At 69.8% G+C, this 26,722-nt stretch carries 20 protein-coding genes and 2 pseudogenes; 6 read left to right on the top strand and 16 right to left on the bottom strand.

The window, feature by feature from the left end; genetic code table 11:
* The first annotated feature begins 5 nt into the window (after positions 1-5).
* The 3 genes from ACZ7FF_RS42160 (at position 6) to ACZ7FF_RS42150 (ending at position 4,961) form a co-directional block, all read left to right on the top strand.
* On the top strand, positions 6-1,412 hold the full coding sequence (locus ACZ7FF_RS42160) for a cellulose binding domain-containing protein (RefSeq protein WP_470819706.1): 1,407 nt from the start codon (positions 6-8) through the stop codon (positions 1,410-1,412).
* 295 nt (positions 1,413-1,707) lie between these two features.
* Entirely contained in the window at positions 1,708-3,063 is a 1,356-nt protein-coding gene (locus tag ACZ7FF_RS42155; protein ID WP_470819704.1) for a cellulose binding domain-containing protein, read from the top strand.
* Between the two features lie 428 nt (positions 3,064-3,491).
* The gene (locus ACZ7FF_RS42150; RefSeq protein WP_470819702.1) at positions 3,492-4,961 is read left to right on the top strand and encodes a glycoside hydrolase family 18 protein; all 1,470 of its coding nucleotides are present in this window, start codon (positions 3,492-3,494) and stop codon (positions 4,959-4,961) included.
* Between the two features lie 185 nt (positions 4,962-5,146).
* Here the strand turns inward: ACZ7FF_RS42150 and ACZ7FF_RS42145 are convergent, their stop codons facing one another.
* The 9 genes from ACZ7FF_RS42145 to ACZ7FF_RS42105 form a co-directional block, all read right to left on the bottom strand.
* Positions 5,147-6,016 carry an endo alpha-1,4 polygalactosaminidase gene (locus ACZ7FF_RS42145; protein ID WP_470819700.1) on the bottom strand — a complete coding sequence of 290 codons (870 nt, stop codon included), beginning with the start codon at positions 6,014-6,016 and terminating at the stop codon, positions 5,147-5,149.
* 1,009 nt (positions 6,017-7,025) lie between these two features.
* The gene (locus tag ACZ7FF_RS42140; protein ID WP_470819699.1) at positions 7,026-7,982 is read right to left on the bottom strand and encodes a 1-phosphofructokinase family hexose kinase; all 957 of its coding nucleotides are present in this window, start codon (positions 7,980-7,982) and stop codon (positions 7,026-7,028) included.
* A gap of 389 nt (positions 7,983-8,371) precedes the next feature.
* Positions 8,372-9,232 (bottom strand): class II fructose-bisphosphate aldolase, encoded by an 861-nt coding sequence (locus tag ACZ7FF_RS42135; protein WP_470819697.1) that lies wholly within the window; start codon positions 9,230-9,232, stop codon positions 8,372-8,374.
* A 19-nt stretch (positions 9,233-9,251) separates the two neighbouring features.
* Complete coding sequence (locus tag ACZ7FF_RS42130) at positions 9,252-10,136, bottom strand: SIS domain-containing protein (RefSeq protein WP_470819696.1); 885 nt, start codon at positions 10,134-10,136, stop codon at positions 9,252-9,254.
* Between the two features lie 35 nt (positions 10,137-10,171).
* Entirely contained in the window at positions 10,172-11,482 is a 1,311-nt protein-coding gene (gene melA, locus ACZ7FF_RS42125) for an alpha-galactosidase (protein WP_470819694.1), read from the bottom strand.
* Entirely contained in the window at positions 11,482-12,438 is a 957-nt protein-coding gene (locus ACZ7FF_RS42120) for a carbohydrate kinase family protein (RefSeq protein WP_470819692.1), read from the bottom strand. Before ACZ7FF_RS42120 ends, melA begins: the two co-directional genes overlap by 1 nt.
* 64 nt (positions 12,439-12,502) lie before the next feature.
* Positions 12,503-13,402 (bottom strand): carbohydrate ABC transporter permease, encoded by a 900-nt coding sequence (locus ACZ7FF_RS42115; protein ID WP_470819690.1) that lies wholly within the window; start codon positions 13,400-13,402, stop codon positions 12,503-12,505.
* Positions 13,399-14,340: a carbohydrate ABC transporter permease gene (locus ACZ7FF_RS42110; RefSeq protein ID WP_470819688.1), complete on the bottom strand. Its 942-nt coding sequence runs from the start codon at positions 14,338-14,340 to the stop codon at positions 13,399-13,401. The genes ACZ7FF_RS42115 and ACZ7FF_RS42110 overlap by 4 nt, the downstream gene beginning before the upstream one ends.
* 7 nt (positions 14,341-14,347) lie before the next feature.
* Complete coding sequence (locus ACZ7FF_RS42105) at positions 14,348-15,682, bottom strand: ABC transporter substrate-binding protein (RefSeq protein ID WP_470819687.1); 1,335 nt, start codon at positions 15,680-15,682, stop codon at positions 14,348-14,350.
* Between the two features lie 655 nt (positions 15,683-16,337).
* On the opposite strand from ACZ7FF_RS42105, the gene ACZ7FF_RS42100 reads away from it, so the two are divergent.
* On the top strand, positions 16,338-17,153 hold the full coding sequence (locus tag ACZ7FF_RS42100; RefSeq protein WP_470819686.1) for a DeoR/GlpR family DNA-binding transcription regulator: 816 nt from the start codon (positions 16,338-16,340) through the stop codon (positions 17,151-17,153).
* 41 nt (positions 17,154-17,194) lie between these two features.
* On the opposite strand, the gene ACZ7FF_RS42095 is transcribed toward ACZ7FF_RS42100, so the two are convergent.
* The 5 genes from ACZ7FF_RS42095 to ACZ7FF_RS42075 form a co-directional block, all read right to left on the bottom strand.
* A complete protein-coding gene (locus ACZ7FF_RS42095) occupies positions 17,195-18,028 on the bottom strand; it encodes a carbohydrate ABC transporter permease (RefSeq protein WP_470819685.1) in 834 nt (277 codons plus the stop codon).
* Positions 18,025-18,912 carry a carbohydrate ABC transporter permease gene (locus ACZ7FF_RS42090; protein WP_470819731.1) on the bottom strand — a complete coding sequence of 296 codons (888 nt, stop codon included), beginning with the start codon at positions 18,910-18,912 and terminating at the stop codon, positions 18,025-18,027. Before ACZ7FF_RS42090 ends, ACZ7FF_RS42095 begins: the two co-directional genes overlap by 4 nt.
* A 56-nt stretch (positions 18,913-18,968) precedes the next feature.
* Positions 18,969-20,216 carry an ABC transporter substrate-binding protein gene (locus tag ACZ7FF_RS42085; RefSeq protein ID WP_470819684.1) on the bottom strand — a complete coding sequence of 416 codons (1,248 nt, stop codon included), beginning with the start codon at positions 20,214-20,216 and terminating at the stop codon, positions 18,969-18,971.
* A gap of 372 nt (positions 20,217-20,588) precedes the next feature.
* A complete protein-coding gene (locus ACZ7FF_RS42080) occupies positions 20,589-20,966 on the bottom strand; it encodes a fic family toxin-antitoxin system, toxin component (protein ID WP_470819682.1) in 378 nt (125 codons plus the stop codon).
* Positions 20,966-21,205 carry a hypothetical protein gene (locus ACZ7FF_RS42075; protein WP_470819681.1) on the bottom strand — a complete coding sequence of 80 codons (240 nt, stop codon included), beginning with the start codon at positions 21,203-21,205 and terminating at the stop codon, positions 20,966-20,968. The genes ACZ7FF_RS42080 and ACZ7FF_RS42075 overlap by 1 nt, the downstream gene beginning before the upstream one ends.
* 199 nt (positions 21,206-21,404) lie before the next feature.
* On the opposite strand from ACZ7FF_RS42075, the gene ACZ7FF_RS42070 reads away from it, so the two are divergent.
* A complete protein-coding gene (locus tag ACZ7FF_RS42070) occupies positions 21,405-21,614 on the top strand; it encodes a DUF6207 family protein (RefSeq protein ID WP_470819679.1) in 210 nt (69 codons plus the stop codon).
* Between the two features lie 363 nt (positions 21,615-21,977).
* Here the strand turns inward: ACZ7FF_RS42070 and ACZ7FF_RS42065 are convergent, their stop codons facing one another.
* Positions 21,978-24,092, bottom strand: coding sequence for a family 78 glycoside hydrolase catalytic domain (locus tag ACZ7FF_RS42065; protein WP_470819677.1), 2,115 nt, complete (start codon positions 24,090-24,092; stop codon positions 21,978-21,980).
* A 746-nt stretch (positions 24,093-24,838) separates the two neighbouring features.
* Positions 24,839-25,252 (bottom strand): annotated as a pseudogene (locus ACZ7FF_RS42060) (glycoside hydrolase family 78 protein); the annotation flags it as partial.
* Positions 25,253-26,250: 998 nt separating this feature from the next.
* On the opposite strand from ACZ7FF_RS42060, the pseudogene ACZ7FF_RS42055 reads away from it, so the two are divergent.
* A pseudogene (locus tag ACZ7FF_RS42055) lies at positions 26,251-26,722 on the top strand (substrate-binding domain-containing protein); the annotation flags it as partial.

Here is a 26,722-nt window from a genome sequence, read left to right as displayed (position 1 = left end):
CTGCGATGGAATTCCGCCGTCTCCTCGACGACGCCGCTGCCGACATCGCCCTCTCGTATGCCGCACTGTGCACCGTCAGCGACGAGGCGGCCCGCGCACTGGTGCGGTCGGCCATGGCGCGGGCGGATTCGTTCGAGGTGTCCGTGGTGGGGGCACCGGCCACGCGACTGCCCGCCGTGCCCCGCCTGCTGCGGAGCCTGCACGACACGGCCGCGGCATGGCGGACGCTGCCCGACCGGGCCTCTTTGCTGATCCCGGACTACGTCACCTGGCTCGACGGCCTCGGCGCCCGTGACGAGCGGCCTCCCCTGTACCTGCGCGGCCTGTACGGCCTCAGCGCACTCGACGCGGAGCTGCTGTGGTGGCACAGGGTGGAGGCGCGTCCCGCACACCTGCTGGCGACGGTGCTGGGCTGGGAGGCGGAGTACACCGCTCGTGTCCTGGAGGAGGTGCACACGGCCTTCGTGGATCGCTGCCGAGCCCAGCACATGGAGGATGCCCTGCGCCAGCGCACCTGCCGTTCCTACGGAGGCATGCTGGCGGCAAGTATCCGCCGGGGCGCCACGCGGCTCCCCCCGGAACTGCGGGAGCACCTCGACGGGTGCGCCGAGTGCGATGACCTTTGGGCGTGCCTGAACGCCGCGCACGACGGGACGCTGGGTGACCTGATCGCGTCGGCCGCCCTGGGGTGGAAGGGGGCCGCCTACGTCGCGGTCCGGCGCGAGTTCGCACACACGGCCGGCCGGCCGGTGTCGCCGCGGCCTGTCACCCGGTCGACGATCCCGCGTGTGCCACGGCGACGGGCCGCCCTGGGCGCGGCCGCGGCGGTCGCCGTCGTGGGCGTCGGCCTGCTGGTCGCGGCCGTAACGGTGTTGGCGGCACCGCACGCTCCGGCGGGCCGGCGGACCGAGGCGCATGCGGGCACCACCCCGTCGCCGCCTTCCGGTCCACCCGTGCGCACCCGCTCCGAGAGCGCGGGACCCACCACCGCCCCGTCCCCGAACGTCGTCGTACAGAAGGAGGGCCACCACCCGGCATCGGCCCGGAAGGCGCCACCCGCCGGGCCGAAGCCCCGTACGAGCCGGAGCGGCTCCGCCCCCCTGTGCACCAGCCGGCTCAAGGTGGTCGACGACTGGCATGTCGGCGCGACGGTGAGCCTGATCGTGCAGTCGAAGGTCGCTCTGTCGGACTGGCAGGTGTCCTTCGACATCGCCGCGGGAACCACTCTCCGGGACACGTGGGGCGGGACCAGTACGACCAACGGCAGCCGGGTCACGATCACGGCCGCCGACTACGAGCGCGCCGTCGCCGCGGGAGGCTCACTGACCATCGGCATGGTCTACGACGGACCGACCAGCGACGACTGGGCCAGCAACGTCGTCCTCAACAAGGTCTCCTGCGTCTCGTCCTGACCGGGTGCCACGAGCACCCGCCCCCCTGGGGGTCCGCCCGGGCGGCACCCGCCTCCGCCGCCCAGGGCCGCCCGCCTGTGGACCCATGACGCGATGCCCTGGCACGAGCAGGCAGCCCAACGGGCAGGACGCCCCGGCCGGCTCCGGTGGTGGGGCAGAGTCTGACCGGTAACCGTCCAAGGGACCGGAGCCAGGCGCGTCGTACGCATGCGACGACCGGCGGTTCACGCGTGGCGCCCCCCACTCTTCCATAGGAGTGACCTTGCACCGCAGAAGCAGAGGAAAGGCAGTCGCCTTGGGCCTGGCGGCCGCGTCCGGACTCGGCCTGCTGTTCACGAGTCTCCTCGGGCCCGGCTCCGCGCAGGCGACCGAGTCCTACTCGGGGGTGGCGACGTACTTCGACGCGGAGGGGCAGGACGGCTTGGGCTGCGGGGTCCCGCCGAAGCAGATCGAGAGCACGGACTTCGTGGCGCTCAACGTGTGGAACACACCCGGAGACTTCGCCACCGACCTGCCGCGTCCCGTCCCCGCGTCCCGCAGCGATGTGCGGGGAGTATGGGACAACGGCCTCAACTGCGGTCGCTGGGTCCGGATCAGACTCAGCGACTTCTGCACCGTGAGCAACGGAGGAGCCGCCGGTGCCGGCATCTGCAAAGGCGGGGCGTGGAAGGCCGACGAGTACAACGGTGCGACCCTGAACGCCGTTGTCACGGACAGCTGCGGAGACAGCAACGAATGGTGCCGGTCCAGCAAGTACCACCTGGACCTCTCGCACGCCGCCCTGTCGGACTTCAGGCTGGCCGGCAAGAAGGTGGGCGATCTGGACGCGCTCGGTAAGTGGAACAACCGTGAGGTGGACTGGTCGTTCATCCCCGCACCCGGTTACACCGGCGACATCAAGATCGGTTTCGCCCAGGGTGCCGACACCTACTACGCGCCCGTTCTGATCACGCATCTGCCCAACGGCATCCACGGAGTGGAGTACTTCGACGGCGGCGCCTGGAAAAAGGGCACGATGACCTCCGACAACGGCCAGCGCTACGAGATCCGGCCGGAGACCCCCGCCGGAGACCACTACCGGATCCGGGTCGTCGACGCGAACGACAAGCTACTGGCCGGAGGCCGGGAGTACACCTTCAGCCGGCCCGGTGGCTGTGCGCCGTGCTCGGCTCCCTACACGGGCGTGCCGTACACGACGAGCGGCGGCGGCTCACCGTCCGCGCCTCCCGCGGGCACTGCCTCGCCCTCCGCTTCGCCCACCCCGTCCGGCACCCCCTCGTCACCCGGCACCTCCGCGGACCCCACGCCCTCCGGCCACATGCCGTCGGGCCCCGCGACGAACGCGGCGACAGGGTGCAGCGCGAGCATGGCGGTCACCACGTCCTGGAACAGCGGGTTCAACGCCGAGGTCACGGTGCGCACCGGGGCTGCCGCGTCCAAGGGCTGGAAGGTCGGGTGGACTTGGCCCGGCGGCCTGCGGACCACGGCCCACTGGAACGCCGAACTCGTCCAGTCGGGGCGCGCCGTGGCCGCGTCCAACGCCTCGTACAACGGCTCCCTGGCCGCTTCGTCGAGTACTTCGTTCGGGATGACCGTGCAGGGCGGCGCCCCGTCGGCCCTGCCGCACATGTCCTGCACGATCGCGCACTGAGAAGTGTGCCCGCGCGGCGCCGACGAGACGGTGGCCCCGCCCGTCGGCGCGGACGCGTGTCTGCGGCCTTCCGGGAGACGGGAGGCGAAGCGTCAGGTCCGGCGCACCCGGCCGCTGCCACCCCTTCCCGCGTCGTCCGGACGCGGGAAGGGGTGGTCCCCTGCGGGTCGGGCCGAAGGGCGCGTCGCCCCACGGGCCGGCAAGAGACGTGGTGCGCCGCGCGTCCGGCCGGGTGGACGCCACCGCGCGTCGGACCGGCCGGCGGCCCCCGGCAGGATGCCCCAGGACGCAACGGCCCTGCCTTTCACGCTTCCCAGAAGCCCTTTTCCGGCACACCCCACGGATCGTTAGCGTGTGCGCTGCTCAGCGGCTCGACGCCGTTGCAGGCATTCCCTCCCCCACTCCTTCGCACACAGAGGCGGTCAAACGTGAGCGAGCACCGGCGCAGGATCAGTACGAGGAACAAGGTGATAGCGGGCCTTGTCGCCGCAGGAGTGGTCGGCGGCGGCGCGCTCGTCTTCACCGCCAGCGCGCAGGCGGCCGGTGTGGGCGCCGTGTACACGAAGACGAACGACTGGTCGACGGGCTACACCGCGCAGTACGTGGTCACCAACAGCACGGGCAGGACCGAGAAGAAGTGGACGCTCACGTTCGATCTCCCCGCCGGCGCCAAGCTCAGCTCTCTGTGGAACGGCACCTCCTCCGTGCGCGGTTCGCACGTCACGGTGAAGCCGGCCTCCTGGGCGACCGAGGGCCTCGCCCCGGGCGCGTCGGTGACGGTCGGCTTCGTCGTCCAGGGTGCCGGCGATCCGACAGGCTGCCGCATCAACGGCGGTGCGTGCTCCACCGGCAGTGCCAGCACACCGCAGCCGAGCGAGCACCCCACCGGCAGCCGGCCGCCGACCCCCGCCCCCACCGGAAGCCAAAAGCCGGCCCCCGCCCCCTCCGGGTCGACGAGTCCGAGTACCGATCCTGATCCGACGCCTTCCCCCCGCACCACCGGCTCGGCCGGGTTCGCCCCCTACGTCGACCTGACCCTCACCCCGGAATTCGACATGGCCGGCACGGCCCGGGCGAGCGGCGTGAAAGACTACAACCTCGCGTTCATCACCGACGGCGGGAACTGCACTCCCAAGTGGGGTGCCGTCACCGATCTGTCCGACGCGACCATGGCCAGGCGGATCGCCGCCGTGCGGGCCGGGGGAGGCGACGTCCGGGCCTCCTTCGGCGGCGCCATCAACGCGGAGCTGGCCACCACGTGTTCTTCCGTGGACGCGCTGGCCGGCGCCTACGGCAAGGTCATCGACACGTACAAGCTGACCAAGGTCGACTTCGACATCGAGGGGGCCACACTGGGCAACACGGCCGCGAACACGCTGCGTGCCAAGGCCATCGCCCAACTCCAGGCGAAGCATCCCGGCCTGAACGTCTCCTTCACGCTTCCGGTGATGCCGGAGGGCCTCACCCAGGACGGCGTCAACATCCTGGCCAACGCCAAGGCCAACGGCGCGCACGTCGACACCGTGAACATCATGACGATGGACTACGGCACGCAATACAGCGGCGACATGGGGGACTACGCCCAGCAGGCGGCCGCCTCCACCCAGGGACAGATCAAGAGCGCTCTCGGGCTCAGCGACTCCGCTGCCTGGCACGCCCTGGCCGTGACACCGATGATCGGCGTCAACGACGTCACGCCGGAAACCTTCACGGTCGACGACGCCGCACAGCTGCTGGCATTCGCGAAATCCAAGGGGATCGCCTGGATCTCGATGTGGTCGGTGAACCGTGACAAGGCCTGCCCGGGCGGCCCCAAGTCCAGCCCCGACAACAACTGCAGCTCCATCGACCAGGGCGACTTCGCGTTCTCGAAGACGTTCGGAGCGTACGGGAAGTAGCCCGTACGGCCCTCACACGCCGAGGCCCGGGAGCCGTGCGGCCGGATCTGCTCAGCCGGCTGCCGGCGCTCCGGGCCGGCGGCGACCACAGCAGACGCCGCAACGTCACCTACCGCTGGGAGTGCGGTGCCCCCGGCAAGTTACCTGCCGCACCGTACTCCCAGCGGTTTGACGGTCCGCTGTCCCTACTCGTCCACCTCGTCGACGGGCCCGGGCTCAGAGGACGAATAGTCGGCGCAGGTTCCGCGTACGTACGTTCCGGATGCCGGATCCGATACCGCGAGGTCGCGCAGTACAACGCTCACTTGGTCACCGTACTGGCACGCGTTCGCCATGCCGCCGGTGGTGTACTCAATGAGGATGACATGGTTTCCAAAGGCGTTGATGTAGTCACCGCACTCGGGTTCCGCCTGCTGGCCACACTCCTCGACGACCGCGAAGTCCAGCCCGTTGGCGACGCGGTTGGGAGCGAGCTCGAGGGTGTTCTTCTGAGCGACAGCGAGACCCTTCTGGTGACCGTACGCGGACAGAATCCTCATATAGGTCTGTGCGTCCTCAGCGGAAATGGCGTTGTTGGAGCGCGTGTAGCTGTCGTAGTTGTCGAGTTCCAGGCCCTTGAACTTCTTGTTCGCGCACGTGTCGATCTGGACCTTGATCCGGTTGAAGATCGCCTGACGCTTGGCGTCCGTGGTGATGTCCAGCAGCGACTCGTGCCAGTCCTTGTCGATGATGACCTGGCCGTTGGCGTCCTGCAGGAGAAGGTTCTTGTCCCAGTCGGCCGGCCCGTCCGGATCGCCCTCCTTCTGCGTCTGGAAGGCGTTGACATAACAGATGTTGTACATCCCAGGCGCCGGATCCACCTTCCAGTCACGGCTCACCACCTGCACGCCGGACGGCGGGGTGTAAGGCTTCCCGATCTGGTAGTCGAACTGTCCGGCGACTGGCGGAAGAGTGATTGTCGCTGCACTTGCCGACGGTGTGGCAGTCAAGAGCGCGGTGGTGGCGAGGGCAGTCACGGCAAGTCCGCCGAAGCGGGTTCTGTTGAGAAGACTCATTGGGCGAGCTCCTTCTTTGCGGGCACGTCCCCGCCTCGGCCCCTCAAAGATTGGCCTGGCGACTCGGGCCGGACTTGTGCGGATCGCTACCGCTCACCGGCTGGGCGTACCTCTGATGCGAAGTTCTGAACTTCGACTTGGCGTGAAGTTAAACGGCGAGAACAAGCCAAGTCAAGAGAGTTCAAATGAGCATTCTCTGCACTCTTGATCTTAGATTGATCAGCGATGAACGTTCCGGGGTGCGTCTGCAAAGATCCATCATCAACTCACGTATTCGGCCCCGGAGTTATGTGCTGCTCTGATGTCGAGGGCCGTGACGGGCCCCGGCACACATGGATGACCATTCGTGCGGCACACCGCCGTGACACTCCCTCAGGATGAGGTGTTTACCGACCTGACGCACTGCTGCTCGCCTGGGTCGCCGGTGCGCGGGCCCCGGTGAGACGAGGGCGTGGATCCGCCGGCCCTTCGGGTCGGGGACGGCCGAGCACTCGCCGGGCGGGCACCGCCCTTCGACGCCGTCAGCGCCGTGCGGGCGAGCTTGGCGTGTGCGGTGCCCTCGTGTCGGACGAGTAGCCGCTTCTCACGGACGGGACAGCCTGCGCATCCGCACGAGGATCACCTCGCCGCGGCGGGATTCCCGCCGCGGCACCTCCGTTGCACCGAAGAGGCGGTCGACAGACATTCTCAGACGCTCGGAGGGTCCCACGCGGGCCACCGGTGTGTCGTGAAGTGCCCGCCCGCCGTGTTGCGGTGCGAAGGACGTGCAGGGGCGCGCGCGGCAATCGCAATCCGGCGGCGACGTCGGCCTCGGCTGATGAGAGGTCGCAAGCGAGCCGTCGCTCATCAAAGCCCCCGGTGCAGGGTGCGGGCCGGGCCGAGATGAGCGCGGCCGTCGGTCGCGATGCCAAGTGCTGCGCAGGTGGCCCGGGCCCTGAGACGGCGGCTGCGCGGCACGGATGCATTCCACCGCGCAGCGCCGGCGACGGTCGCTGGGACTGCGAGGATGTCAACTGCCAGGTGTAGAAGTGCTGTTGTGTGCTTCGGGAAGCGAGGTCTCCTCCAATCGCACCCGGCTTCGCATACGCTGGTAGGCGGCGTGGTCGAACACACCTGCCTGCGGGGCGAGGACCGTGGCTGCCGAGAGCGCCACGGCGTCTGCCAACCGGGTCGGCCAGGAGTCATTACGGACCATCCCGGCCACCAGGCCGGCGACGACGGCGTCACCGGCCCCGGTGGGGTTTCCGGTCAGGGATTCGGGTGGACAGGCGCGCCATGCGGCGTGCGGCGTGACAGCGAGCAGGCCGCCGGGTCCCAACGACGCCACCACCGCCTCGGCGCCGCGCCCACGCAGCAGTCCGGCAGCCGCTACGGGGTCCGGGGTCCCTGCCGCCTCGGTCAGTTCGTGCTGGTTCGGTTTGATGATTTCGGGGCCGGCGGACAGCCCCGCGAGGAGCGCCGGGCCGTCGGCGTCCAGAACGGCCGGGACACCCAGCTCTTTGGCCTCGGCCACGAGCGTGCCGTAGGCGTCGTGCGGCACCCCCGGCGGCACGCTGCCGGAGAGCACCACGGCCTGCGCGTGCCGCAGCAGCAGCCGGTAGTGCGCCAGGAACCGGTCCCACTCGGCAGGAGTGACCGAAGGCCCTGCCTCCAGGAAGGTGGTGGCGTCCCCGATCCCCCGGTCCACGACGGCCACGGTCCGGCGGCTCTCGTCCCCGATGGAGACGAATTCGTCCCGCAGCCCCGACACGGCGACCTCGTCTCGTATCTGCCCGCCGACGCGACCGCCGACGAGACCGGTCACGGTCACCTCGTGCCCCAGTGCGGCCAGGGTTCCGGCCACGTTGAGCCCCTTGCCCCCGGCGCGTTGCCCGGCGACACGCACCCGGTGGGCCGTGGTGAGGTTGATCCGCTCGACCTCGTAGGTGATGTCCAGTGCGGCGTTGAGCGTAACGGTGAGGATCACTGTGCCGGCTCCCACGCCGGCACAGTCCCGGCCGGCGGCCCGCACCGCGCTTCGCAGGAGCCGTCGGTTCGTCGGACCGCCGCCCGTGACAACGGCGGAGAGGGGAACTCCTGCCGGCCGGGCACCCGGTGAAACGGATCGGGACCGGCCGGCAACGCGTTGTCAGGGCGTGCGACGGCTGCCGTCCGGTATCCGGGCGTGTTACCTGTCTTCGCGTTCACATCGGCCATGCGCAGCCTCCGGAATCCCATCTAAGCACCATGCTTGAACCTGCTCCGTCCAGACAATTCACCGGCATGTTCCTGCCGTGCGCATGCAGGCCCTGAACACATGCAGGCACTGAACGGCTGCACGCGGATTTCCCGGCCCCCGCCGGGCAGTGGGCGGGCTCAGCCCGTGTGCGTCGGCGTCCGCGCAGGCCGCGCCGCCGAGGCGAGAAGCCTCAGCAGATGCGCTACTCGGTCGGCCATGGAGGCACGGGCCGGCCCGAGAAAGCGGCGCGGGTCAACGCAGTCGCTCTCGGCCGCCAGATGCGCCCGTACCGCTCCAGTGAAGGCGACGTTGAGATAGGTGGACACGTTGATCTTGCGCATGCCGGCGGCCGCTGCCGCCACGAGCGTCGTGTCGTCCGCGCCCGAGGAGCCGTGCAGCACCAGGGGCACCGGCACGGCGGCATGCAGCTCGCGCACCAAATTCAGGTCGATCGCGGCGGTCCGCTGCGTCATGTGGTGCGAGGTGCCGACGGCCACGGCCAGTGCGTCGACGCCCGTCTCCGCCACGAAACGCGCCGCCTCCCGCGGGCTGGTGCGCACGCCGGGAGTGTGCGCGCCGTTCTTGCCGCCGACCTCGCCGAGCTCGGCCTCGACGAAGACACCGCGCTGGTGACACCGAAAGGCGGTCTGCGCCGTCTGTGTCACGTTGTCGTCCCAGGGCAAGTGGGCGCCGTCGTACATCACCGAGGTGAATCCCAGATCCACGGCCTCCTCGATCAGCTCGGTCCGGGTGGCGTGGTCGAGATGGAGCGCCACCGGGACGTCCGTCGCTGCGATCGAGGCCTTCGCGGCAGCGGCCAGCGGGGCCAGCGCCCCGTGGTAGTCCACCGCGTTCTGGCTGATCTGCACGATGACGGGCAGCCCGGCCTGTCCGGCTCCGTCGAGGATGGCCTGCAGCTGTTCCAGAGTGACGGCGTTGAAGGCGCCCACGGCCGCCGGGGCGGAGGTGAGCAGCTTGTGTGTCGGGGTGAGAGGCACGCGATGTCCTGGCGACGGCTCAGCCGGCGGGGCTGAGGATGACGGATCGGGTGAGGTGCTCGGGGCTGTCCGGATCACGTCCAGCGCCCTCGGCGAGCCGGACGGCCACACGCTGTGCCAGAACGAGCTCGGCGAGCGGGTCCAGCGCAGGCTCGCGCAGCACTGCTCCGGTGGCGCGGACCTGGGCGGCCAGGGACGGGCTCAGCGGGGTCAGACTCCACACCGCGCGCCCCTGGCGGGCGACCGCGATGGGCCCGTGCCGGTACTCCATCGGCGAATAGGACTCGGCCCAGTACCCCGCCGTCTCGCGTACCTTGAGGGCGGCCTCGTTGGCGAGGCCCGCCGCCCAGCCCGCTCCCAGGAAGGTGATCTGCTCGGCGGTGGTCAGCTCCACGGGGAGCGCGCGGTCGAGCGCGACGCGCACGTCCGACACGGCGGCCTGGACGGACAGCCCCAGATGAGCACGCAGGAGCAGCAGCAGGGTGGTCGGGAAACGGGTCTGCACCACGGACCGTTCGTCGGCGTGGCCGAGGCACACGACGTGGTCGGCGTACTCGGTGACGGGTGAGCCGGCCACCGCGGTGACGACCGTGACGGCGGCGCCGGTGGTCTCCCGCAGCGCGGTGATCACTTCGGTGGTGGTGCCCGAACGGGTCAGGGCCAGCACACGGTCGTAGCCGCGGTCCAGCCTGGGCTCCGAGGCCGGGTACGCGTCGGTGACACCGTGGCCTGTCTCCTCGCGCAGCGCCGCATACGCCTGGGCCATGAACAGCGAAGTGCCGCATCCGATGACGGCGACGCGCTCGCCCTGGCGGGGAAGCGCCCCGGCGTGCGCGGCGAGGCTGTCGAGGGCCTGCTGCCAGACAACGGGCTGGGAGGCGATTTCCTGAGATGTATAGGACATGGGTACTCCTGGAATGACGAAAGGAAGCCGGGGCGTCAGATGCTTACCGGCCTGCGCAGCGAAGGTTGCAGCAGCGGCGCGTGTGCCCGGACCATGTCGTCGCACAGCTCCCAGATCCGCTCGACGGGCAGCGCCGCGGCTGTGGCCGGGTCGGACATGGCGGCATGACGGATATGCAGCGGCTCGTCGTGCAGCGCGGCCTGGACGACCAGTTCGTTCACGCTGAGGTACGCGCGGTTGAGGGCGGCGAGCTGGGCGGGCAGCGAGCCGACCCGGGTCGGCTGGATTCCCGAGCCGTCCACCAGGCAGGGCACCTCCACCGTGCCGCCCGCCGGGAGGTTCTCGATGAGCCCGCGGTTGGGTACGTTGCCGTACACCGTGCGCGGCCGGCCCGTGACGATGCTGTGGATGATCTGAGGCGCGTACTCCATCGTGCCCTCGACAGCGAGCTCGCTGCCGGCGGCGAGCGCGTCCCGGGTCGCCCGGTACTCGCGGAGGTTCTCGTCGCTGATCTCCAGGTACGCGCCGATGGGCAGCCGCAGCCGTTCGATCTCCTCCTGGCGGTGCAGGTACCAGGGAACGTACTCCGACGAATGCTCGCTCGTCTCGGTCGGGTAGTAGCCGAGGCGTCGGTACATGTCGATGCGCGTGCGCCGGCGTAGCTGCGGGTCGTCGGCGATCAGGGCGTCGAGCCGGTGGTAGAGGTCCTCGCCCCTGTGCTCGAAGCGCAGGACCCACGCCTGGTGGTTGACTCCCGCCGCGGTGTAGGTGACCTCGTCGAAGGGGGCTCCCACCAGCTCGCACAGGCCGTGCAGGGTCCAGTGCACCGAATGGCACAGGCCCACCACGCGGCGCAGGCCGGTCGCCTGGGAGAGGTACTGGACGTTCATGGCCATCGGATTGGTGTAGTTGAGCAGCCACGCGTCCGGGCAGACGGCCTTGATGTCCTCACCCAGCTCCTTCAGGAAGGGGAAGGTGCGCAAAGCCCGGAAGATGCCGCCGACGCCCAGCGTGTCGCCGATGGTCTGGGACAGGCCGTAGCGTGCCGGGATCTCGAAGTCGGTGCGCGTCGCGTCGCGCATGCCGATCTGGACCAGGTTGAGCACGAAGTCGGCGTCGGCCAGCGCCTTGCGGCGGTCGGTGTGGGCCGACACCTCGGGGCTGACGTGGCGGCGGGCGGCGATGTGACGGGTGGCGGCCTCCGCGGTGGCCAGCCTCTCGGGGTCGATGTCGTGCAGGGCTATGTGCGCCGAACCGAGTTCCGGGAAGGAGAAGAGGTCAGCGAGCAGCCCCTGGGTGAAGACGACGCTGCCGGCGCCGAGGAGAACGACTTTGGGGACGGTCATCAGGAAACGACTCCAGTGCTGGAAGGGAAAGCGAGGGCTTCGGCCCAGGTGGGCTGTGCGTCGGTGCCGCCGGAGCCGCGCGTGGACAGGGCTCCGCAGGCCGCCGCTACGGCGAGTGCCTCCTGGGGTGTGCGGTCGCGGAGGCGGGCGGCTATGAACCCCGCGTCGAAACTGTCACCGGCGCCGACGGTGTCGCGCACCACCACCTCGGCCGCCGGCACCCGGATCGGTCTCGTGCCGTCGTCGTACAGGGCGCCGGCGGCACCGTCCTTGACCACCACCGCCGGCCCCAGTCGGGTCAGCAGCCGGGCGGCCTCGGTGAGGCCGGTGTCCTCCCCGGCTCCGGCCAGTCGGCGGGCCTCCTGTGCGTTCGGCAGCAACAGGTCGGTCTCTTTGAGGAGTTCGGCGAGAGCGGCCGATTCCCAGCGTCCGGACGGGTCGTCGTTGGTGTCGAGTGACGTGGTGGCTCCCGCGGACCGTGCGGTCCGGAACAGGGCGGCCAGCTCGCGGGCCAGGCGTGGCATGAGGAAGAACGAGGCGGAGTGCACGTGCCGGACGCCGGTCAGCAACTGCTCGGGGACGTCGGATCCCGACACGGCGCTCAGGGTTCCGGATGCCGTGACGATGGCGCGGTCCCGGCCCCGCGTGATGCTGACGGTCATCGGTGTGGAGAGTGCGCTGTCCAGGTGGAGAGCGCTGACGTCGACGCCTCGCGCGGCAAGGCGGTCGCGTACGTAGCGGCCCGCGTCGTCGTCGCCGACACGGCCGGCGAAGGCGACGCTGAGGCCGAGCCGGGCCGCGCCGCACGCGGTGATGGCGGCGGAGCCGCCCAGAGTCATGGCGCCGTGGTCGACCAGTTGTTCCCGCTGTCCGTACACGAGCGAGGTACTGAGGGGGCCGATGATGACGTCCGGGTTGGCGTCGCCGATGACCAGCAGATCGAAGGTGCGCGGCATGGTGTGTCCTGGGAGATGGGGTTCAGGGGGTACGAAGACGGTGGAGGCGGCGGTCCGGGCAAGGTCAGCCCTTCAGACCGCTGGTGGTGATGGACCGGATGAAGGTCTTCTGCGCGGCGAGGAAGGCGATCAGTACGGGCAGTACGGTGATGACGTTGCCCGCCATGACGGCCGACCACTGCGTGTGGTGCTGTCCCTGAAAGGTCGTCAGGCCCAGGGGCAGCGTGTAGCCGGCGTCGTGGTTGATCGCGATCAGTGGCCACGACAGGTCGTTCCATGTGCTGAGGAACGTCAGCACGGCCACGGTGCTCAGGGCCGGCCGGGAGAGCGGAAGGACGATCCGGAAGACGATGCGCAGCCGGCCGCAGCCGTCGATCCATGCCGCCTCCTCGAGCTCTCTGGGCAGGGAGAGGAAGAACTGCCTGAGCAGGAAGACGGAGAACGGCGTCACCAGTGAGGGCACGATCAGCGCCCCGAGGGTGTCGATGAGTCCCAGCTGCTTCATGACCAGGAAGGTCGGGATCATGGTGAGCTGGAAGGGGATCGCCATGGTGGCGAGCAGCAGGAGCAGCAGGAGCCGGGAGCCGGCGAACCGCATCCGGGCGAAGGCGTAGCCGCCGAGGGTGCCGAACAGCAGATTCGCCACCACGGCCACGGCGGAGACGATCAGGGAGTTCGTGAACCACTGTGGAAACAGCGCGTTGCTGAGTACGAAGCGGTAGCCGCCCAGATCCACACCCGAGGGCCACAGCGCCGGGGGGAACCGGTTGATCTCCGCGTTGCTCATGACGGAGCTGACCATCAGCCACATCAGCGGCGCCGCGAAGAGCAGCGCGAGCGGAGCCAGGACGAGGTGCCACGGGTCGAAGGGAAGCAGACGCCTACGGGACGCCCGGCGAAGCTCGCTCGGTGTCCTGCGGCTCCCCGCTCCCGCAGCCGGCCGGCGTTCCTGAGTGACGGTCATGCGCCGGCCCCTTTCGACCGGAGGGTGCGCAGGCGGCGCACGGATGTCGGCACCACTGCGAGCAGCAGGAGGGCGAGGGCCAGGACGTAGGCGGCCGCCGCACCGTATCCGGCGGTGAAGTTCTTGAACGCCTGCTCCCATACGAAGTAGACGATCAGGGTGGTCGAGCCCAGGGGACCGCCCTTGGTGGTGACGTAGACCAGGTCGAACACCTGCAGGGCGTTGATGGTCTGCCACAGGAGCAGGAAGACGGTGACCGGAGCCAGGGCGGGCAGCGTCACGTGCCGCAGGATGCGCCGGCCGGAGGCGCCGTCGAGCGCGGCCGCCTCGATCAGTTCCTGGGGAACGTCCTGGAGGGCGGCGAGGTAGATCACGACGCAGAACCCCGTACCGCTCCACACCGAGATCGCCACCAGTACCAGGAGTGCCTGGCCGGGATCGGTGAGGAAACCCTGAGCGCCGACGCCGATCCTGGTGAGCAGGGAGTTGGCCGCGCCGAACTCGGGGTCGAGGATGAAGGAGAACAGGACGCCCTGCGAGGTCGCCGAGACGACGAACGGCACGAACATCAGGGTGCGGTACAACCCGGTGAAGCGGATGCGGCGGTTGAGCGCGAGCGCCAGCACGAGACCGAACCCGATGCTGAGCGGAACGTACAGCGCCGTGTACAGCAGGGTGTTGCGGACCGCTTCGGTGAACTCGGGGTCGCGGCTGAGCCGGTGGTAGTTGTCCAGGCCCACCCAGTGACTGGGGGTGAGAAGGTCGGACGACTGGAACGACAGGAGGAGGGACCAGACGACGGGCACGACGCTCAGGCCCAGGATGACGACCGCCGAGGGCGATACGAACGCCCAGGCCGTCGCCGACTCGCGGCCCCGTGCGGACCGGCGGGGCCGGTGGGTGTTCGGCGCGAGGGTGATGGGAGCGGGCCGGGACATGACGTCGTCACCCGTTCGTCTCGGCGAGAGCGGCGTTGGCCTCGCTCAGGCAGGACCGCAGGGCGGCGGACGGGCTGCTGCGTTGCAGCAGTACGGCCGTGACGGCCTCGCCGACCGCCTTGGAGATCTTCGGGTACGCCGGGTGCACCGGGCGTACCCGCGCGCCAGCCAGAGCATCGGTGAACACGGACAGGCCGGGTACTTCCTTCGCGTGCTGCGTCCACTGCGGCAGGCGCTCCGCGGTGCGGCTGAGCGGCAGGCTGCCCGCCTGCACCCCCCAGGTGACGTCCTGGGCCGGGTCCATGAGCCAGCCCACCAGGGTGCGTGCCGCCTGGAGCTTGGCGGCACCGTTGTCGAAGACGGCCCAGGTGTCCGGGCCGGAGATGGTGACGGGCTTCCCGCTGAAGCTCGGCAGCGGCACCACCTCGTAGTCGATGCCGGCCTGCCGGATGTCGGGCAGTTGCCAGGGCCCGGTGGCGACCATGCCCAACCGGCCCCCCGCGAAGACCTGGTACATCTGCTCGCCGCCGGGCTTCGGATCGACGTAGCAGCTCTTGTCCCCGACCAGGGACCGGATGGTCTCCAGCGCCCGTAGCCCGGGCTCGCCCGAGAAACCGGCCCGCCGCCCGTCCTCGGTGATCACGTCACCGCCCAGGTCCCAGACCATGGGCCAGATGCGCCACACGGTGTCCTCGTCGCCGGCGCCCGGCCAGCCGGTGCCGAAGACGTTGTGCGCCGGGTCGGTGAGCGTGCGGGCCGTCTCGACGAAGTCGTCCCAGGTCCAACCGGCCTTCGGCAGGGGCACGCCCGCGTCGCGGAAGACCTTCTTGTTGCATACGACGGCCAGGGAGTCCAACAGGGCCGGCGTGGCCCGGACTCTCCCCTTGACCGTCACGGCGTCGCGCGCGGCCGCCCAGTACTGCTTCCACGGCACCGGCCTGGAAGCGGTGAACTCCGTGAGATCCGCCAGCTGGGGACTGCGGGCGACACTGGCCAGGTCGGAGCCGAATATGTAGGCGATGTCGGGTACGGAGCCGGCGGCCAGGCCGGCGGTCACCTTCTGCAGCATGTTGTCCGCAATGACGCCACCGCCGAGGTCGACGCGGATTGTGGGGTGTTCCTTCTCGAACTTCGCGATCAGGTACTTGATCGCGGTCAGTCCCGAGTCCGTCTGGCCGTGCCACATGTCGATCTGTACGACTCCGTCGGCGGAGCCGCCGTTCTGGCCTGCGCAGGCGGTGAGCGCTGAACCGCCCAGTGCCGTCAGGGCGACCGCTCCCCCGCCGCCCAGCACACGCCGACGGCTTGGGAGGGTGTTCGTGCAGGGCTGGGGCGGGAGCATGGGACCTCCTGGCAGGGCGAGGGCATGATGGGCGGATGCGGGTCGGGAGTCGAGGAAGGACGGTCGGGCGGCTGACGGCGTTCTCGCCGGCCGGGGCGACGGCCTTGCCGGCCGCAGCGGTCCGCCGGGACGTGCGCCGAGAACGGGCGGAAACGACTCGCCCGCCCTTGACGCGTCAGCAGGTCTCGCGGGTGTGGATGTCCGGAGGGTTCGGCTGCGGCGTGACGGCTGCAGCCCGCGCGGAGCCGCGGGCTGCGGTTGCGGCCACGACGAGCGGCGCCCAACGCCCTGTGCTCGAAAAGACGTTCATGGAAGTGCTCCATGTGACGTGGGTGCGTCCCCGCCTCGGTCGGCTCACTGGAAAACGTGGCGCCTGGCGACTTTGGCCGGACTTGCCTGAGGGGCGTACCGGCTGGGCGTACCGCTGCGCTGAAGTCCGCGAACCTCAGCGTGCAAGGAGTAAACAACTCCACGCGGGACCCGTCAACGAAACGCTCATTCACTGTTCATTCCGATCAGCATCACGCACCATGGAGGACGGCTGCTGACGCGGCAGCGACTCAGCGCCGCCGGAGCCGCACGTGGTCGGCTTTCGGCACGAAGGCCCGGCTGTGCAGACGACGGCCCCTGTTCGCTGGAGAAGGGAAGGACGTTCATGACGGAGACCGGCACCGACGAGGCGCAGGGGCCTCGCACAAGGAGCGAGCGGCACCTGCGCATTCTTGAGCGCCTGAGCAGCCGACGCACCGTCAGCGTCACGGAACTCTCGACGTGGCTGAACGTGTCCCCGGCCACGGTGAGGCGAGACCTGCTGTTCCTGAGCGACCAGCGTCTTCTGAGGCGTACGCACGGCGGCGGAGTGGCGGTCGGCGGCACGCTCGAACTGCCTTTGCCGCGTAAGGCGGAGAGTCGGCGGTCTCAGAAGCGCGCGATCGCGCAGGCCGCGGTCCGGCTCGTCGGCGACGGTGCCGTCGTCGGTCTCACCGGCGGTACGACCACCTTCGAGATCGCCCGGCTGCTCGCCGCTCGCGGCCCGGTGACCGTCGTGACGAACGCGATCAACATCGCCGCCGAACTGGCACCCCAGTCCCACGTCCGGCTGATCATGACCGGGGGTCACGCGCGCAGCCAGACATTCGAACTGGTCGGTCCCGGCGCCGAACGAGCCCTGTCCGAGCATCACACGGACATCGCGTTCCTCGGTGTCGACGGCATCAGCGCGGCGTACGGCTGCACGACACACGATCCCCTGGAGGCGGCCACGAACCGCGCGTTCGTGGAGAGCGGTTCGAAGGCCGTCGTCGTCGCGGACCACTCGAAGGTGGGAAGGGCGACACTCGCCCGGATCTGCCCGCTCGGCATGGTGACGTCTCTCATCACGGACTGGGAGGCGGATCCCGAAGAGGTCGGCCGCATCGAGGCCGTTCTCGGCGTGCGGGTCGAAACGGCCGGGAGACCCGACGCACCGTGACCGAGTGGGCGGCGATCCCGCTCACCGGCGCCTGCGCCGCCCTAGTTCTTGACCGCTCCGGAGGTGAGTCCTGCGACGATGCGCCGCTGGAACAACAACACGAAGACGATGACCGGGACGGTGATCACCACCGCGGCGGCGGCGATCGAACCCGTCGGCTGTGCGAACTGGCTGCTTCCGGTGAAGAAGGCGATCGCCGCCGGGACGGTGCGCGCCGCGTTCGTCGAGGTCAGGGAGATCGCGAAGAGGAAGTCGTTCCAGCAGAAGATGAAGACCAGGATCGCCGTCGTGAACACGCCTGGTGCCGCCAGCGGCACCATCACCAGCCGGAACGTCTGCGCGGGCGTGGCACCGTCCACCGCGGCCGCGTCCTCCAGATCCCATGGGATCTCGCGGAAGAACGCCGACAGGATGTACAGCGCGAGCGGGAGGGAGAACGTCGTGTACGGGATGATCAGCCCCGGCCAGGTGTCGAAGATGCCCAGGAGCCGCTCGATGTTGAACAACGGGGACACCAGGGAGATCGGGGGGAACATGGCGATCAGCAGCGACATCCCCACGAGCAGGCGTCTGCCCGGGAACCGGAGCCGGGCCACGGCGTAGGCCGCCAAGGTGCCCAGCGCCACCGCGATCGCCGTCGAGATGAGCGAGATGCCGACGGAGTTGACGAAGGCGCGGGTGAAATCCGTCGTCGCGAAGATGCCCCGGTAGTTCACCAACGTCCACTTGGTGGGGATGTAGCTTCCGTCCGTCAGGGTGCTGGGGTCCTTGAACGACAGCGCGACGATCCACCACACCGGGAACAACGCGTAGGCGATCACGATCAGGTTGGCCACCGCCCAGCCCGCCGTGCGGCGTCCGGCCGAGCCGGTCATCGGCGCCCCCCGTCCGGCGCGTCGGGAGCGGCGACGCCGAAGACAGCGACGAACACCACGACGATCAGCGCCACGCACAGGAAGATCAGTACCGAGATCGCCGATCCGATGCCGAGGTTGAGAGCGGAGAAGAGGTTGTCGTATCCCAGGATCGACACCGAACCCGTGCCATGGGCGCCCGCGGTCAGGACGTAGATGTTGTCGAAGATGCGGAACGCGTCCAGGGTCCGGAACAGCAGCGCCACCAGGATCGCGGGTTTCATGAGCGGCACGGTGACTCTGGTCAGCCGTTGCCAGGCGGTCGCTCCGTCCACCTGGGCCGCCTCCAGCGTTTCCTCGGGCACCAGCGTGAGCCCCGCGAGCAGAAGCAGCGCCATGAACGGAGTCGTCTTCCACACTTCCGCGATGACGATCACGCCGATGGCGGTCCATGTCCCGGTCAGCGGGGCTTCCCCGGTCGGCAGCAGGGACGCGAGGTATCCGGTCCCCGGCGTCCAGGCGTACTGCCAGGAATAGGCCGCGACGACGGTGACGATGCCGTAGGGAACGAGCACCGCCGTGCGGACGCCACCGCGGCCGAAGAGCGTGCGGTGCATGACCAGGGCCAGCGCGAAGCCGAGAGCGAGTTCCACGGAAACCGAGACGACCGTGATGACGAGCGTCACCCAGAGGGCCTGCCACCAGAACGCCGAGGACAGCACGGCGCCGTAGTTGCTCAGTCCGACGAAGTGAGCCTGGTCCGGAAAGCGCAGGTCGTAGCGCTGGAGTGAGAGGTAGACCGCGTACACGACGGGGTAGACCGTGACGGCCAGCATCACGATGGTCGCCGGTGCGCACAGCAGCCAGGCCAGCCGCCGCTCCTGCGGCCCGCTCCCGGACCGGATCGCAGCCGGGCCCCGCGCGGACGGGGGCGCGCCGGGGACCGTGGGAAGCGTCGGGTTCACGGAATGAGTCCCTTGGACTGGAGTGCGTCCTCCATCTGGCTGCCGAGGCTCCGGACGTCTTCTCGTGGATCGATCTGCGAAGGCGGTGAGAGGGTGTGCGAGATCGCGATGGACACGTTCTGGTAGGCGGGGGTCTTGGGCCTGACACTGGCACGTCCCAGCGAGGCCAGCACCTCGGCCGCGAAGGGGTAGTCCTTCGTCAGCGCGGGATCCGAGTACAGCGAGCGCAGGGTCGGCGGCAGCCCGCCCTGCAAGGCGGCCGTCAGCTGGTTGTGCCGGTTGCGCAGGCACAGGGCGGCTTCGTAGGCGAGCTGTCGATGGCGCGAAAAGCTTCCGACGGCCAGGTCGATGCCGCCGATGGTCGGTCGTGCGGGCCGCCCTTGGTCCACCGCGGGGTAGGACGACCAGCGCAGGTGCGGGAAGAGTGCGGGGTTGTCCGCCCTCATCGCCGGATAGACGAACGGGTAGTTCAGCTGGAATGCGGCACCACCGGCCTCCATGGCCAGCCGGTTCTGGTCCTCCATCTGGTTCGGCAGCGACGGGTCCGCCGCGGGCGACACCGCCAGTTCACGCATGACCGACGCGGCTCGCACGGCAGGCGGGCCGAGCGAGGGCGCCGTCGCCGTGGCATTGAGGATCGAGCCGCCCGCGCTCGCCACGAGCGTGTTGAACCAGACTGTCAGCCCTTCGTACTGGGCACCCTGCACCTCGACGTAGTGCGGCTTGCCGCGGCGGGCCAGATCCCGGGCCATGCCCAGCATCTCGGCCCAGGTCCGGGGTGGCCGAGGCACGAGGTCGCTTCGGTACCAGAGCAACTGGGTGTTGGTGTTGTACGGAACGGCGTAGAGCCGGCCCTTCCATGTGGCCGTGTCCAGCGGCACCGCGAGGGTGTCGCGGACGGCGCGCTCGCGGATCTCACCGGTCCACGGGACGATCCACCGGGCCGCGGCGAACTCGGCCGGCCAGGTGACGTCGAGTCCCATGATGTCGACGGTGGCGTCGCGCGCGGCGAGTCGTCGTACCAGCTGCTGCCGCTGACCGTCGGAGGTCCGCGGGAGCTTGTGGTACGCGATGCGGTAACGGCCGCCCGACGCCCGGGTGCAGTTGGCCGCGGCACCCGCCAGGGCGCCCGAGTCGTCCGGGAAGCTGTACCAGTTCAGGGTGGGCGGACCGGTCCCGCCGGTGCCGCAGCCGCCCAGCAGCACGACGAGAAGCGCGAGCGCAGCCAGGAGAGTCCGCGTCATGCAGGCGCCCGTGTGTCTCGGTCCGCTGTCGGGCAGGCATCACGCGGGATCCGCTTCGCAGGCTTCACCCTCCACCTCTTCGGGTTCAGCAAGTCCGGGTTCGGCGGCGTGTTTTCACATGGACCCGGGTCCACTGACGGTATGTGGGTACGGCCCCTGCCGGACACCGGGCGACCCCTGTGTCGGGAAAGGTCACTCGAATGCCTATCGTGGCGTCTGTCATGTCGGAGAGCCCGAGCGAAGAGGGCACGCACCCGCGCGTCCAGGGGGCCGCCGGCGCGTGACATGGTGCCGACGGAGCCGAGCCGCACGGCGACGGCCACGGTGCACGGAAGGCTCGTCCCCGTGTGCGGGGCGGGCCACCGAGCCGTTTCAGGTCGTGGCGGGCCAGGCCCGCAGCAGGACGGCGATCTTCCCGGCCGTGCAGGCCGGATCCAGGAGCAGGTCCTTGAGGGCGATGGCGTCCTCGCGGGCGGGTTTGACCGTGATTCCGGCGGCCTCGAGGTACATGACGCCGGATGCGGCGGCGACGGCCAGGTTGGAACGCTCCAGCCAGCGGCACCGGCCCAGCGTGTGCACCAGGGCGGCGGCCTTGGCGTAGGGACCGTCGTAGACAGCCTGCTCGAACAGTTCCGCCCGGTGGCGGGCCACCGCCGAGATGGGAACGCCGTAATCGTCAGGTGCCGGATCATTCGCCCCGGCCACCTCGGCGACCTGCAGGATCCAGGGCACGTCGATGTTCAGATCCATCAGGCCGCGCGCGCTCCCCGTGGTGTCCGCTGAGCGTCCTCGGCCTCGTCGAAGACGCTCTGGTGTTCGGCCAGGAAGCGCGCGGCCGCGTCGACCGCGCGGGCACGCAGGCCGCTGGCGTCATCCTGTACGAGACGAGCGAGGTAGTCGCCGATGCTCAGTCCGAGGTCGGCAGCGCGTTTCTTCGCGAGTTCCGCGACGTCTTCGTCCACTCGCGCACCCAGCTGCGTTTTCGCCATACCAGGATGGTAACAGATGTTACCACCGGGCGCGCGGTGGGCACGTCTGGAGCCGTGCCTTCCCCGTTCCCGGCCTGCGCGCGGGCAGAGGGCGCGGTATCGGCAGCGCTGGGGTGGGTGGCCGGTCCGTGGTGCTCCAGGCGGGTGAAGGCCCGGCTGCGAGCGAACCCGCGGTGGCCACCGCGGCGTCGTGGCGGTCATGGACACGTTTCACGAGCTTCATGTGTCGGAGCCGGGCCTGGTGATGCTCGACATCGCAGCCGCCGACGACGACACCGCCTTCGCCTTCCACGCGGCCCTGGCGGCGATGTGGGTGACCACGAGTGTCGAACGCACGCCCCGGGAGGGCGGGCAGTCCGGCGTCCGGCTGCGCTGCTACCTCGACATGCGGCAAACCCTCAGGCCCTGAACCGTCACCTGTCCCTTCCCTTGCAAGAGCCCGGTGCTCGGGCATCAGGGCTACGGCGCGGTCAGGGCAGCGCGCACGTCGCTCCACGGGGGCGAACCGCTGTCCGAGTGACCCGCGGGCGATCTTCAGGGCCCCGCGGCCCGCACACCTCCGGCCTGCGGACCGCACATCCCCAGTCGGCCCGGGCGAGACCACGGCCCGCGCCCGGGTCGGGTTGACCGCCGCCGATCCGCGGGCCAGCCACGACCGTGCCCCCTCGTGGGAAGGGGTTCCTGAAGCCGCTGCCGCACTGGCCAGGGCACCGCCCCTGGCCAGTGCGGCTCCGACCGGCCCAGCCGTTCGCCGCACTGGAACAGTATCCGGTCAGATCTTGGCGGAGAAGTGCCACCTGCCCTGGCTGACGCGATAGATCTGGTACCCGTCCTCGTAGCGGAGCTTCTGCGCATCGTCGGGTGCGGAGACGGCGGCGTTCTCGGCGGCGGGTACGTGCACTTCGGCGGTGGATCCGACGGGTACCCCGACGGTCAGCCGGACGGTGCCGTCGACTTCCGTCCAGGCGGTGTCGATCTCACCGCGGACGGTGCGCAGCGAGGTGCGGGCCCAGTGGACTCCCACGCGGCTGTCGGGGCGCACGGTGAACGTCCGGTAGCCGTCGTCGCCGGGGCGCAGTCCCGCCACGTTCTCGTAGAGCCACTGGACCACCGTGCCCTTGAAGAGGTGGTTCCGGGAGCGGGACTCCTTCTGCCAGTACTCCCACATCGTGTCCGCCCCGTTGGAGAACCAGAAGCCCCAACTGGGGTAGGTGGTCTGGGTGGCGATGGCGTGGGCGACGTCCGCGTGTCCCTGGGCCGCGAGCGCGGGCAGCAGGACGCTGGTGCCGAGCGCGCCCGTGTTCAGGTGGTTCCCCCTGTTCTCGATGTCCTTGAGGAGGGAGTCGGCCACGGTGGCCCGCGCGCCCGCGGGCACGAGCCCGAAGGCGAGCGGAACGCAGTTGCTCGTCTGCAGGTATCCGGGATCCGTCCCCCTGACCGCTCCGCGGTAGTACCCCTGCGGGGTGAGGAACGCCTTGTTGAACGCGGTCATGGTATCCGCCGCGGCCTTTCGGTACCGTTCGCCGACCACCGCGTCGTCGATCACGTCCGCCAGCTCCGCGATGCCGGTCAGAGCACGGTAGAGGTAGGCGGTCGCGACGAGCCGGATGTCCTCCCCCGGCAGTTCGCCTCCGGTGCCCGGAGCGAGGTAGTCACCGATCACACCGGACACCAGGCCGTCCTGCGCCCGGCCGAGCTCCCAGTCGAGGTAGTTCACCACGGGCTTCCAGTGCTCGCGCACTATCCGCTCGTCGCCATAGACGCGGTACATCTCCCGCAGCAGGAACGGGTAGACCGTCGTCCATTCCGGTGCCGGGCTGTACTCGTTGTAGCCCCAGCCGCCGCTGGGCACGATCGACGAGATCTTGCCCTCGGGCTTCTGGCTGTCCCTGAGGTCGCCGAGCCACTTGGTGAAGAAGCGCTGCATGCCGAACGAGTACATCATCGCCGGGACACCGAGCTGCGCGTCGCCGGTCCAGCCGTTCTTCTCGTACGTCGGCGTGTCCGTGGGGATGCCGTGCAGGTTGTTGCCGATCGTACGGCGCATCGCCTGGTCCATCTGCTCGTAGAGCTTCTCGGAACAGGCGAAGTCGCTGACCTTCGCGACCCCGCTGCGCACCAGCCGGCCCACCATCTGGTCCGGCGTCGGGGCCGCGTCCAGGCCACTGACCTCGACGTAGCGGAAACCCTTGTAGCTGAAGCTGGGCTCCCACACCTCGTCCCCACCGGTCCCGGCGCACACGTACTCGTCCGTCTGGAAGCGGCCCGGGGTGAAGCCGCTGTCCGTCACCACCCGGTCGCTGCCGTCCCGCAGCTTCTCGCCGTGGGCGAGCGTCACCTTGGTGCCGGCGGCGGCGCGGACGGTGAGACGGGTCCAGCCCGCCATGGTGCGTCCCATGTCGACCCGGTATATCCCGTCACCGACGTCCTTCACCTCGACCGGCTTCACGGTCTCGATGACGCGGATCGGCTCGTGCGGCTGCGCCGTGAGCGTGCCCTTGGGCGCCGTCACCTTCAGCGCGCTCCGCCAGCCGTCGTCGTCGAACCCGGGGCGGGTCCAACCCTTGGGAGCCAGCCTGGCGTCATAGGTCTCCCCGGCGTACAGCGAGTTGGAGCGGGTGGGCCCGTCCGTCACGCGCCACGATTCGTCCGAGACCACCCTGACGGTGCTGCCGTCGGTGCACCGGATCTCCAGTTGGGCGATCATGCGCGGCTCACCGTGCCACGGCGGGTTCGTCCAGTTCCACGCGTTCGGTGTCATGAGGCCGAAGAAGCCGCGGCCCAGCGTGACGCCGATGGCGTTCTCGCCCTCCTTGATGTGGTCGGTGACGTCGTGGACGGTGTACAGGACGGTGTCGTCGTAGTCGGTGAAACCGGGGTCGAGCACCTGGTGGCCGACGGGCTTGCCGTTGATCTCGGCGTCGAGTAGGCGAGACCGCTGATGTACAGGCGGGCGCTGGCGACCCGCTTGCGCACCTTGAAGCTCCGGCGCAGCAGGGGCGCCGGCGTCTCCGCTCCGGAGGGTACGTTCACGCCGCGACCCCACGGGCCCTCGCCGTAGGGGGCCAGCGCGGTGGCCGCTTCCCAGTCCTTGTCGTCGAAGCCTGGCGTGTACCAGCCCTCCGGCGCGTCCTTGGTGACCTTCCACGTCCCGTCGGTCACCAGCTCGGTCTTCTTGCCGTCCGTGGCCGTCACGACGAGGCGCGCCACGAGCCCGGCACCCCAGAGGTAGTTGTTCGCGGTGGCGGCGACGACGACCCGGCCGCCCTTGCCCACCTGATCCGTGACGTCTACGAAGTGCCCCGTTCGCCAGGATTCGGATGCCTGTGGCTGGTACGCGACCTGTTCGCCGTTCACATAAAGGGTGAAGTCGTCGTCCGCGGTCACCACCACGACCGCCCTGGCCACCTGTGTGTTCGCCGGCAGGTCCAGAGCCCCGCGGAACTGCCGGGTTCCCTTGGGCGCGCTGGAGACCGTCGCATCCGACGACCAGATCCAGTCGGCGCCGTCGAGGTCGATGGCGGCCTCGTCGCCCACCGCGCCGATCCAGTGGCCCGCCCAGCCGTCCTCCGGCAGTGCCGTCTCCCACCAGCGCACGCAACTCCATTGCGAAGGACGCCCCTTGCCGTCCCAGACCCTGACCTGCCAGTAGTAGCGGGTTCGGGGCTTCAGGGCGGGGCCTGCGTACTCGACTCCGACGGAGCGGGCCGAGGCCACCCGGCCGGAGTCCCAGTACTGTCGACGCGGGTGGTCCAGGTCCTCCGGGTCCTGGGCCACCCGGATCTGGTACGCCGTCTGGCGTGCCCCGCGCTGGCCTTCGGCCGACAGCTCCCAGCCCAGCCGGGGCCTGGCCACGTTCGTGCCCAGGAAGGTCTCGGCGTACTCGACCGTCGTGCGCCTTACCTCAAGGCGCTCGTGCCCGTCGCCCCCCGGACCGGGAGCCGCCGCCGCGGGCACGGCCCCGAGGGCAGAACCCGCCACGACGGCGGCGCCGGCCGTGACGGCGGAGGTGCGCAGGAAGCTTCTTCGATGCCAGTCAGGAGTCATCGTGGTCCTTAGGACGGGTGCGGGTACCGGGAAGCGGAACGGCAGAGGTGTCCGTGCAGGGATTGAAACGTTTCACCACGGGCAAAGATGGCGTGATGCTATGCAAGGCACCCACACGCTTCAATAGGCACGTTCGGACATCCGCGGCGGGGTGCTGTCCACCGTGTGGACCGAGTAGCAGCGGCGGGCCCCGGCTGTCTCCCGGGAGATCCTGCGCCAAGCCGGCGCCTTCCGGGGAATCCGTCACCGACACGGCCGTGAACGGGCAGGTGGACGCTGGTGGTTGGACCTCCTCTTCCAGCCGCGCCACCCTCGCGGGACCGGCCGGATCCTGCCCCGTTCCACACCGAGGTTCCCGGCGGGAGAGGCGCCGCCCGAATGCTCACGCCGGATGACGATCTGCGCATGACCGCTTCCCGGCTGGTGAACGGCGCCCTGCCGTCGGTCCGACCACCGGCGCGGCCCCGGCCCGCAGGCTCGTACGGCGGGCCGGGGTCGGGGCCGGCGGCGCCCTCCGCCTCAGCTCGGCGGGCGGACCGCACGCCCTGAGCTGGAGTTGTTCATGGCACAGGGCAGGCAGGGCGCGGGACGCAGCGGACCTGTTCGCCGATGTCGCCCCGCCGGGCAACCCACCCGACCGCGCCGTCGCGATCCCGCCCGGCGTGGAGTCCGGAGCGGACGCCCGCACGCTCGTTGTTGAATTGCATTTTGCCTTCCCGATAGGCACGCTGCGGCATGACCGGGCAGGTCAGAGCACCTGACGCCATGCGATGTCCCGAGGCCGAGGGGCCGGCGGTGATCACGGGCCCGGCGAACACCCTTGACGCGCCACCGGACGGCAGCTAGCTTCCCCCCCACTCTCCTGAAACCTTTCAAAACCTGCTTCGTGATGGCCGGGATCCGGGGCCCGTCATGCGTCGCTCCACGCCGGGTTGGCACACACCCACGCCGTAGGCCGCCTGTCGCTCCTGCCACCCTTCTCCGCAAGGAACACTCTCATGCACAAGTCGTCATCCCGTCGTGCCTGTGCGGTTCTGACCGCCGTCTCGTGCCCCGTCCTGACCGCGACCGCCTGCAGCGGGACCAGCAAGAAGGACGTGACCGACTCCGACGGCCCCAAGACCGTCGCGGGCAGCGCCGATCCGAACGCGGCGACCAAGAAGGGCCTGACCGTGGGCTTCCTGCCCAAGCAGGTCAACAACCCCTACTTCACCACCTCCGACAAGGGCGGTGAGAAGGCGCTGGCCGAACTGGGCTCGAAGTACAAGGAGGTGGGTCCGTCCAGCGCCACCGACACCTCCGGGCAGGTCTCCTACGTCAACACGCTCACCCAGCAGCAGTCGACGGGATCGCCGTGTCCGCGCAGGACCCGGGCGCGCTGTGCACGGCGCTGAAGCAGGCGATGAGCAACGGCATCAAGGTCGTCACCTACGACTCCGACACCACCCCCGGCTGCCGCAACGCGTTCGT

It is taken from the genome of Streptomyces sp. NPDC037126 (assembly GCF_055605965.1).
The sequence above is the reverse complement of the archived record's forward strand: the minus strand, read 5'-3'. Positions and strand labels throughout refer to the sequence as shown.

Bases quoted from the DNA above. Each gene is read 5' to 3' on its own strand.
- ACZ7FF_RS42160 (WP_470819706.1), top strand. From the start codon at position 6: ATGGAATTCCGCCGTCTCCTCGACGACGCCGCTGCCGACATCGCCCTC.
- ACZ7FF_RS42145 (WP_470819700.1), bottom strand. From the start codon at position 6,016: ATGAGTCTTCTCAACAGAACCCGCTTCGGCGGACTTGCCGTGACTGCC.
- ACZ7FF_RS42130 (WP_470819696.1), bottom strand. From the start codon at position 10,136: ATGTCCTATACATCTCAGGAAATCGCCTCCCAGCCCGTTGTCTGGCAG.
- melA (WP_470819694.1), bottom strand. From the start codon at position 11,482: ATGACCGTCCCCAAAGTCGTTCTCCTCGGCGCCGGCAGCGTCGTCTTC.
- ACZ7FF_RS42120 (WP_470819692.1), bottom strand. From the start codon at position 12,438: ATGCCGCGCACCTTCGATCTGCTGGTCATCGGCGACGCCAACCCGGAC.
- ACZ7FF_RS42115 (WP_470819690.1), bottom strand. From the start codon at position 13,402: ATGACCGTCACTCAGGAACGCCGGCCGGCTGCGGGAGCGGGGAGCCGC.
- ACZ7FF_RS42110 (WP_470819688.1), bottom strand. From the start codon at position 14,340: ATGTCCCGGCCCGCTCCCATCACCCTCGCGCCGAACACCCACCGGCCC.
- ACZ7FF_RS42105 (WP_470819687.1), bottom strand. From the start codon at position 15,682: ATGCTCCCGCCCCAGCCCTGCACGAACACCCTCCCAAGCCGTCGGCGT.
- ACZ7FF_RS42100 (WP_470819686.1), top strand. From the start codon at position 16,338: ATGACGGAGACCGGCACCGACGAGGCGCAGGGGCCTCGCACAAGGAGC.
- ACZ7FF_RS42095 (WP_470819685.1), bottom strand. From the start codon at position 18,028: ATGACCGGCTCGGCCGGACGCCGCACGGCGGGCTGGGCGGTGGCCAAC.
- ACZ7FF_RS42085 (WP_470819684.1), bottom strand. From the start codon at position 20,216: ATGACGCGGACTCTCCTGGCTGCGCTCGCGCTTCTCGTCGTGCTGCTG.
- ACZ7FF_RS42080 (WP_470819682.1), bottom strand. From the start codon at position 20,966: ATGGATCTGAACATCGACGTGCCCTGGATCCTGCAGGTCGCCGAGGTG.
- ACZ7FF_RS42075 (WP_470819681.1), bottom strand. From the start codon at position 21,205: ATGGCGAAAACGCAGCTGGGTGCGCGAGTGGACGAAGACGTCGCGGAA.
- ACZ7FF_RS42070 (WP_470819679.1), top strand. From the start codon at position 21,405: ATGGACACGTTTCACGAGCTTCATGTGTCGGAGCCGGGCCTGGTGATG.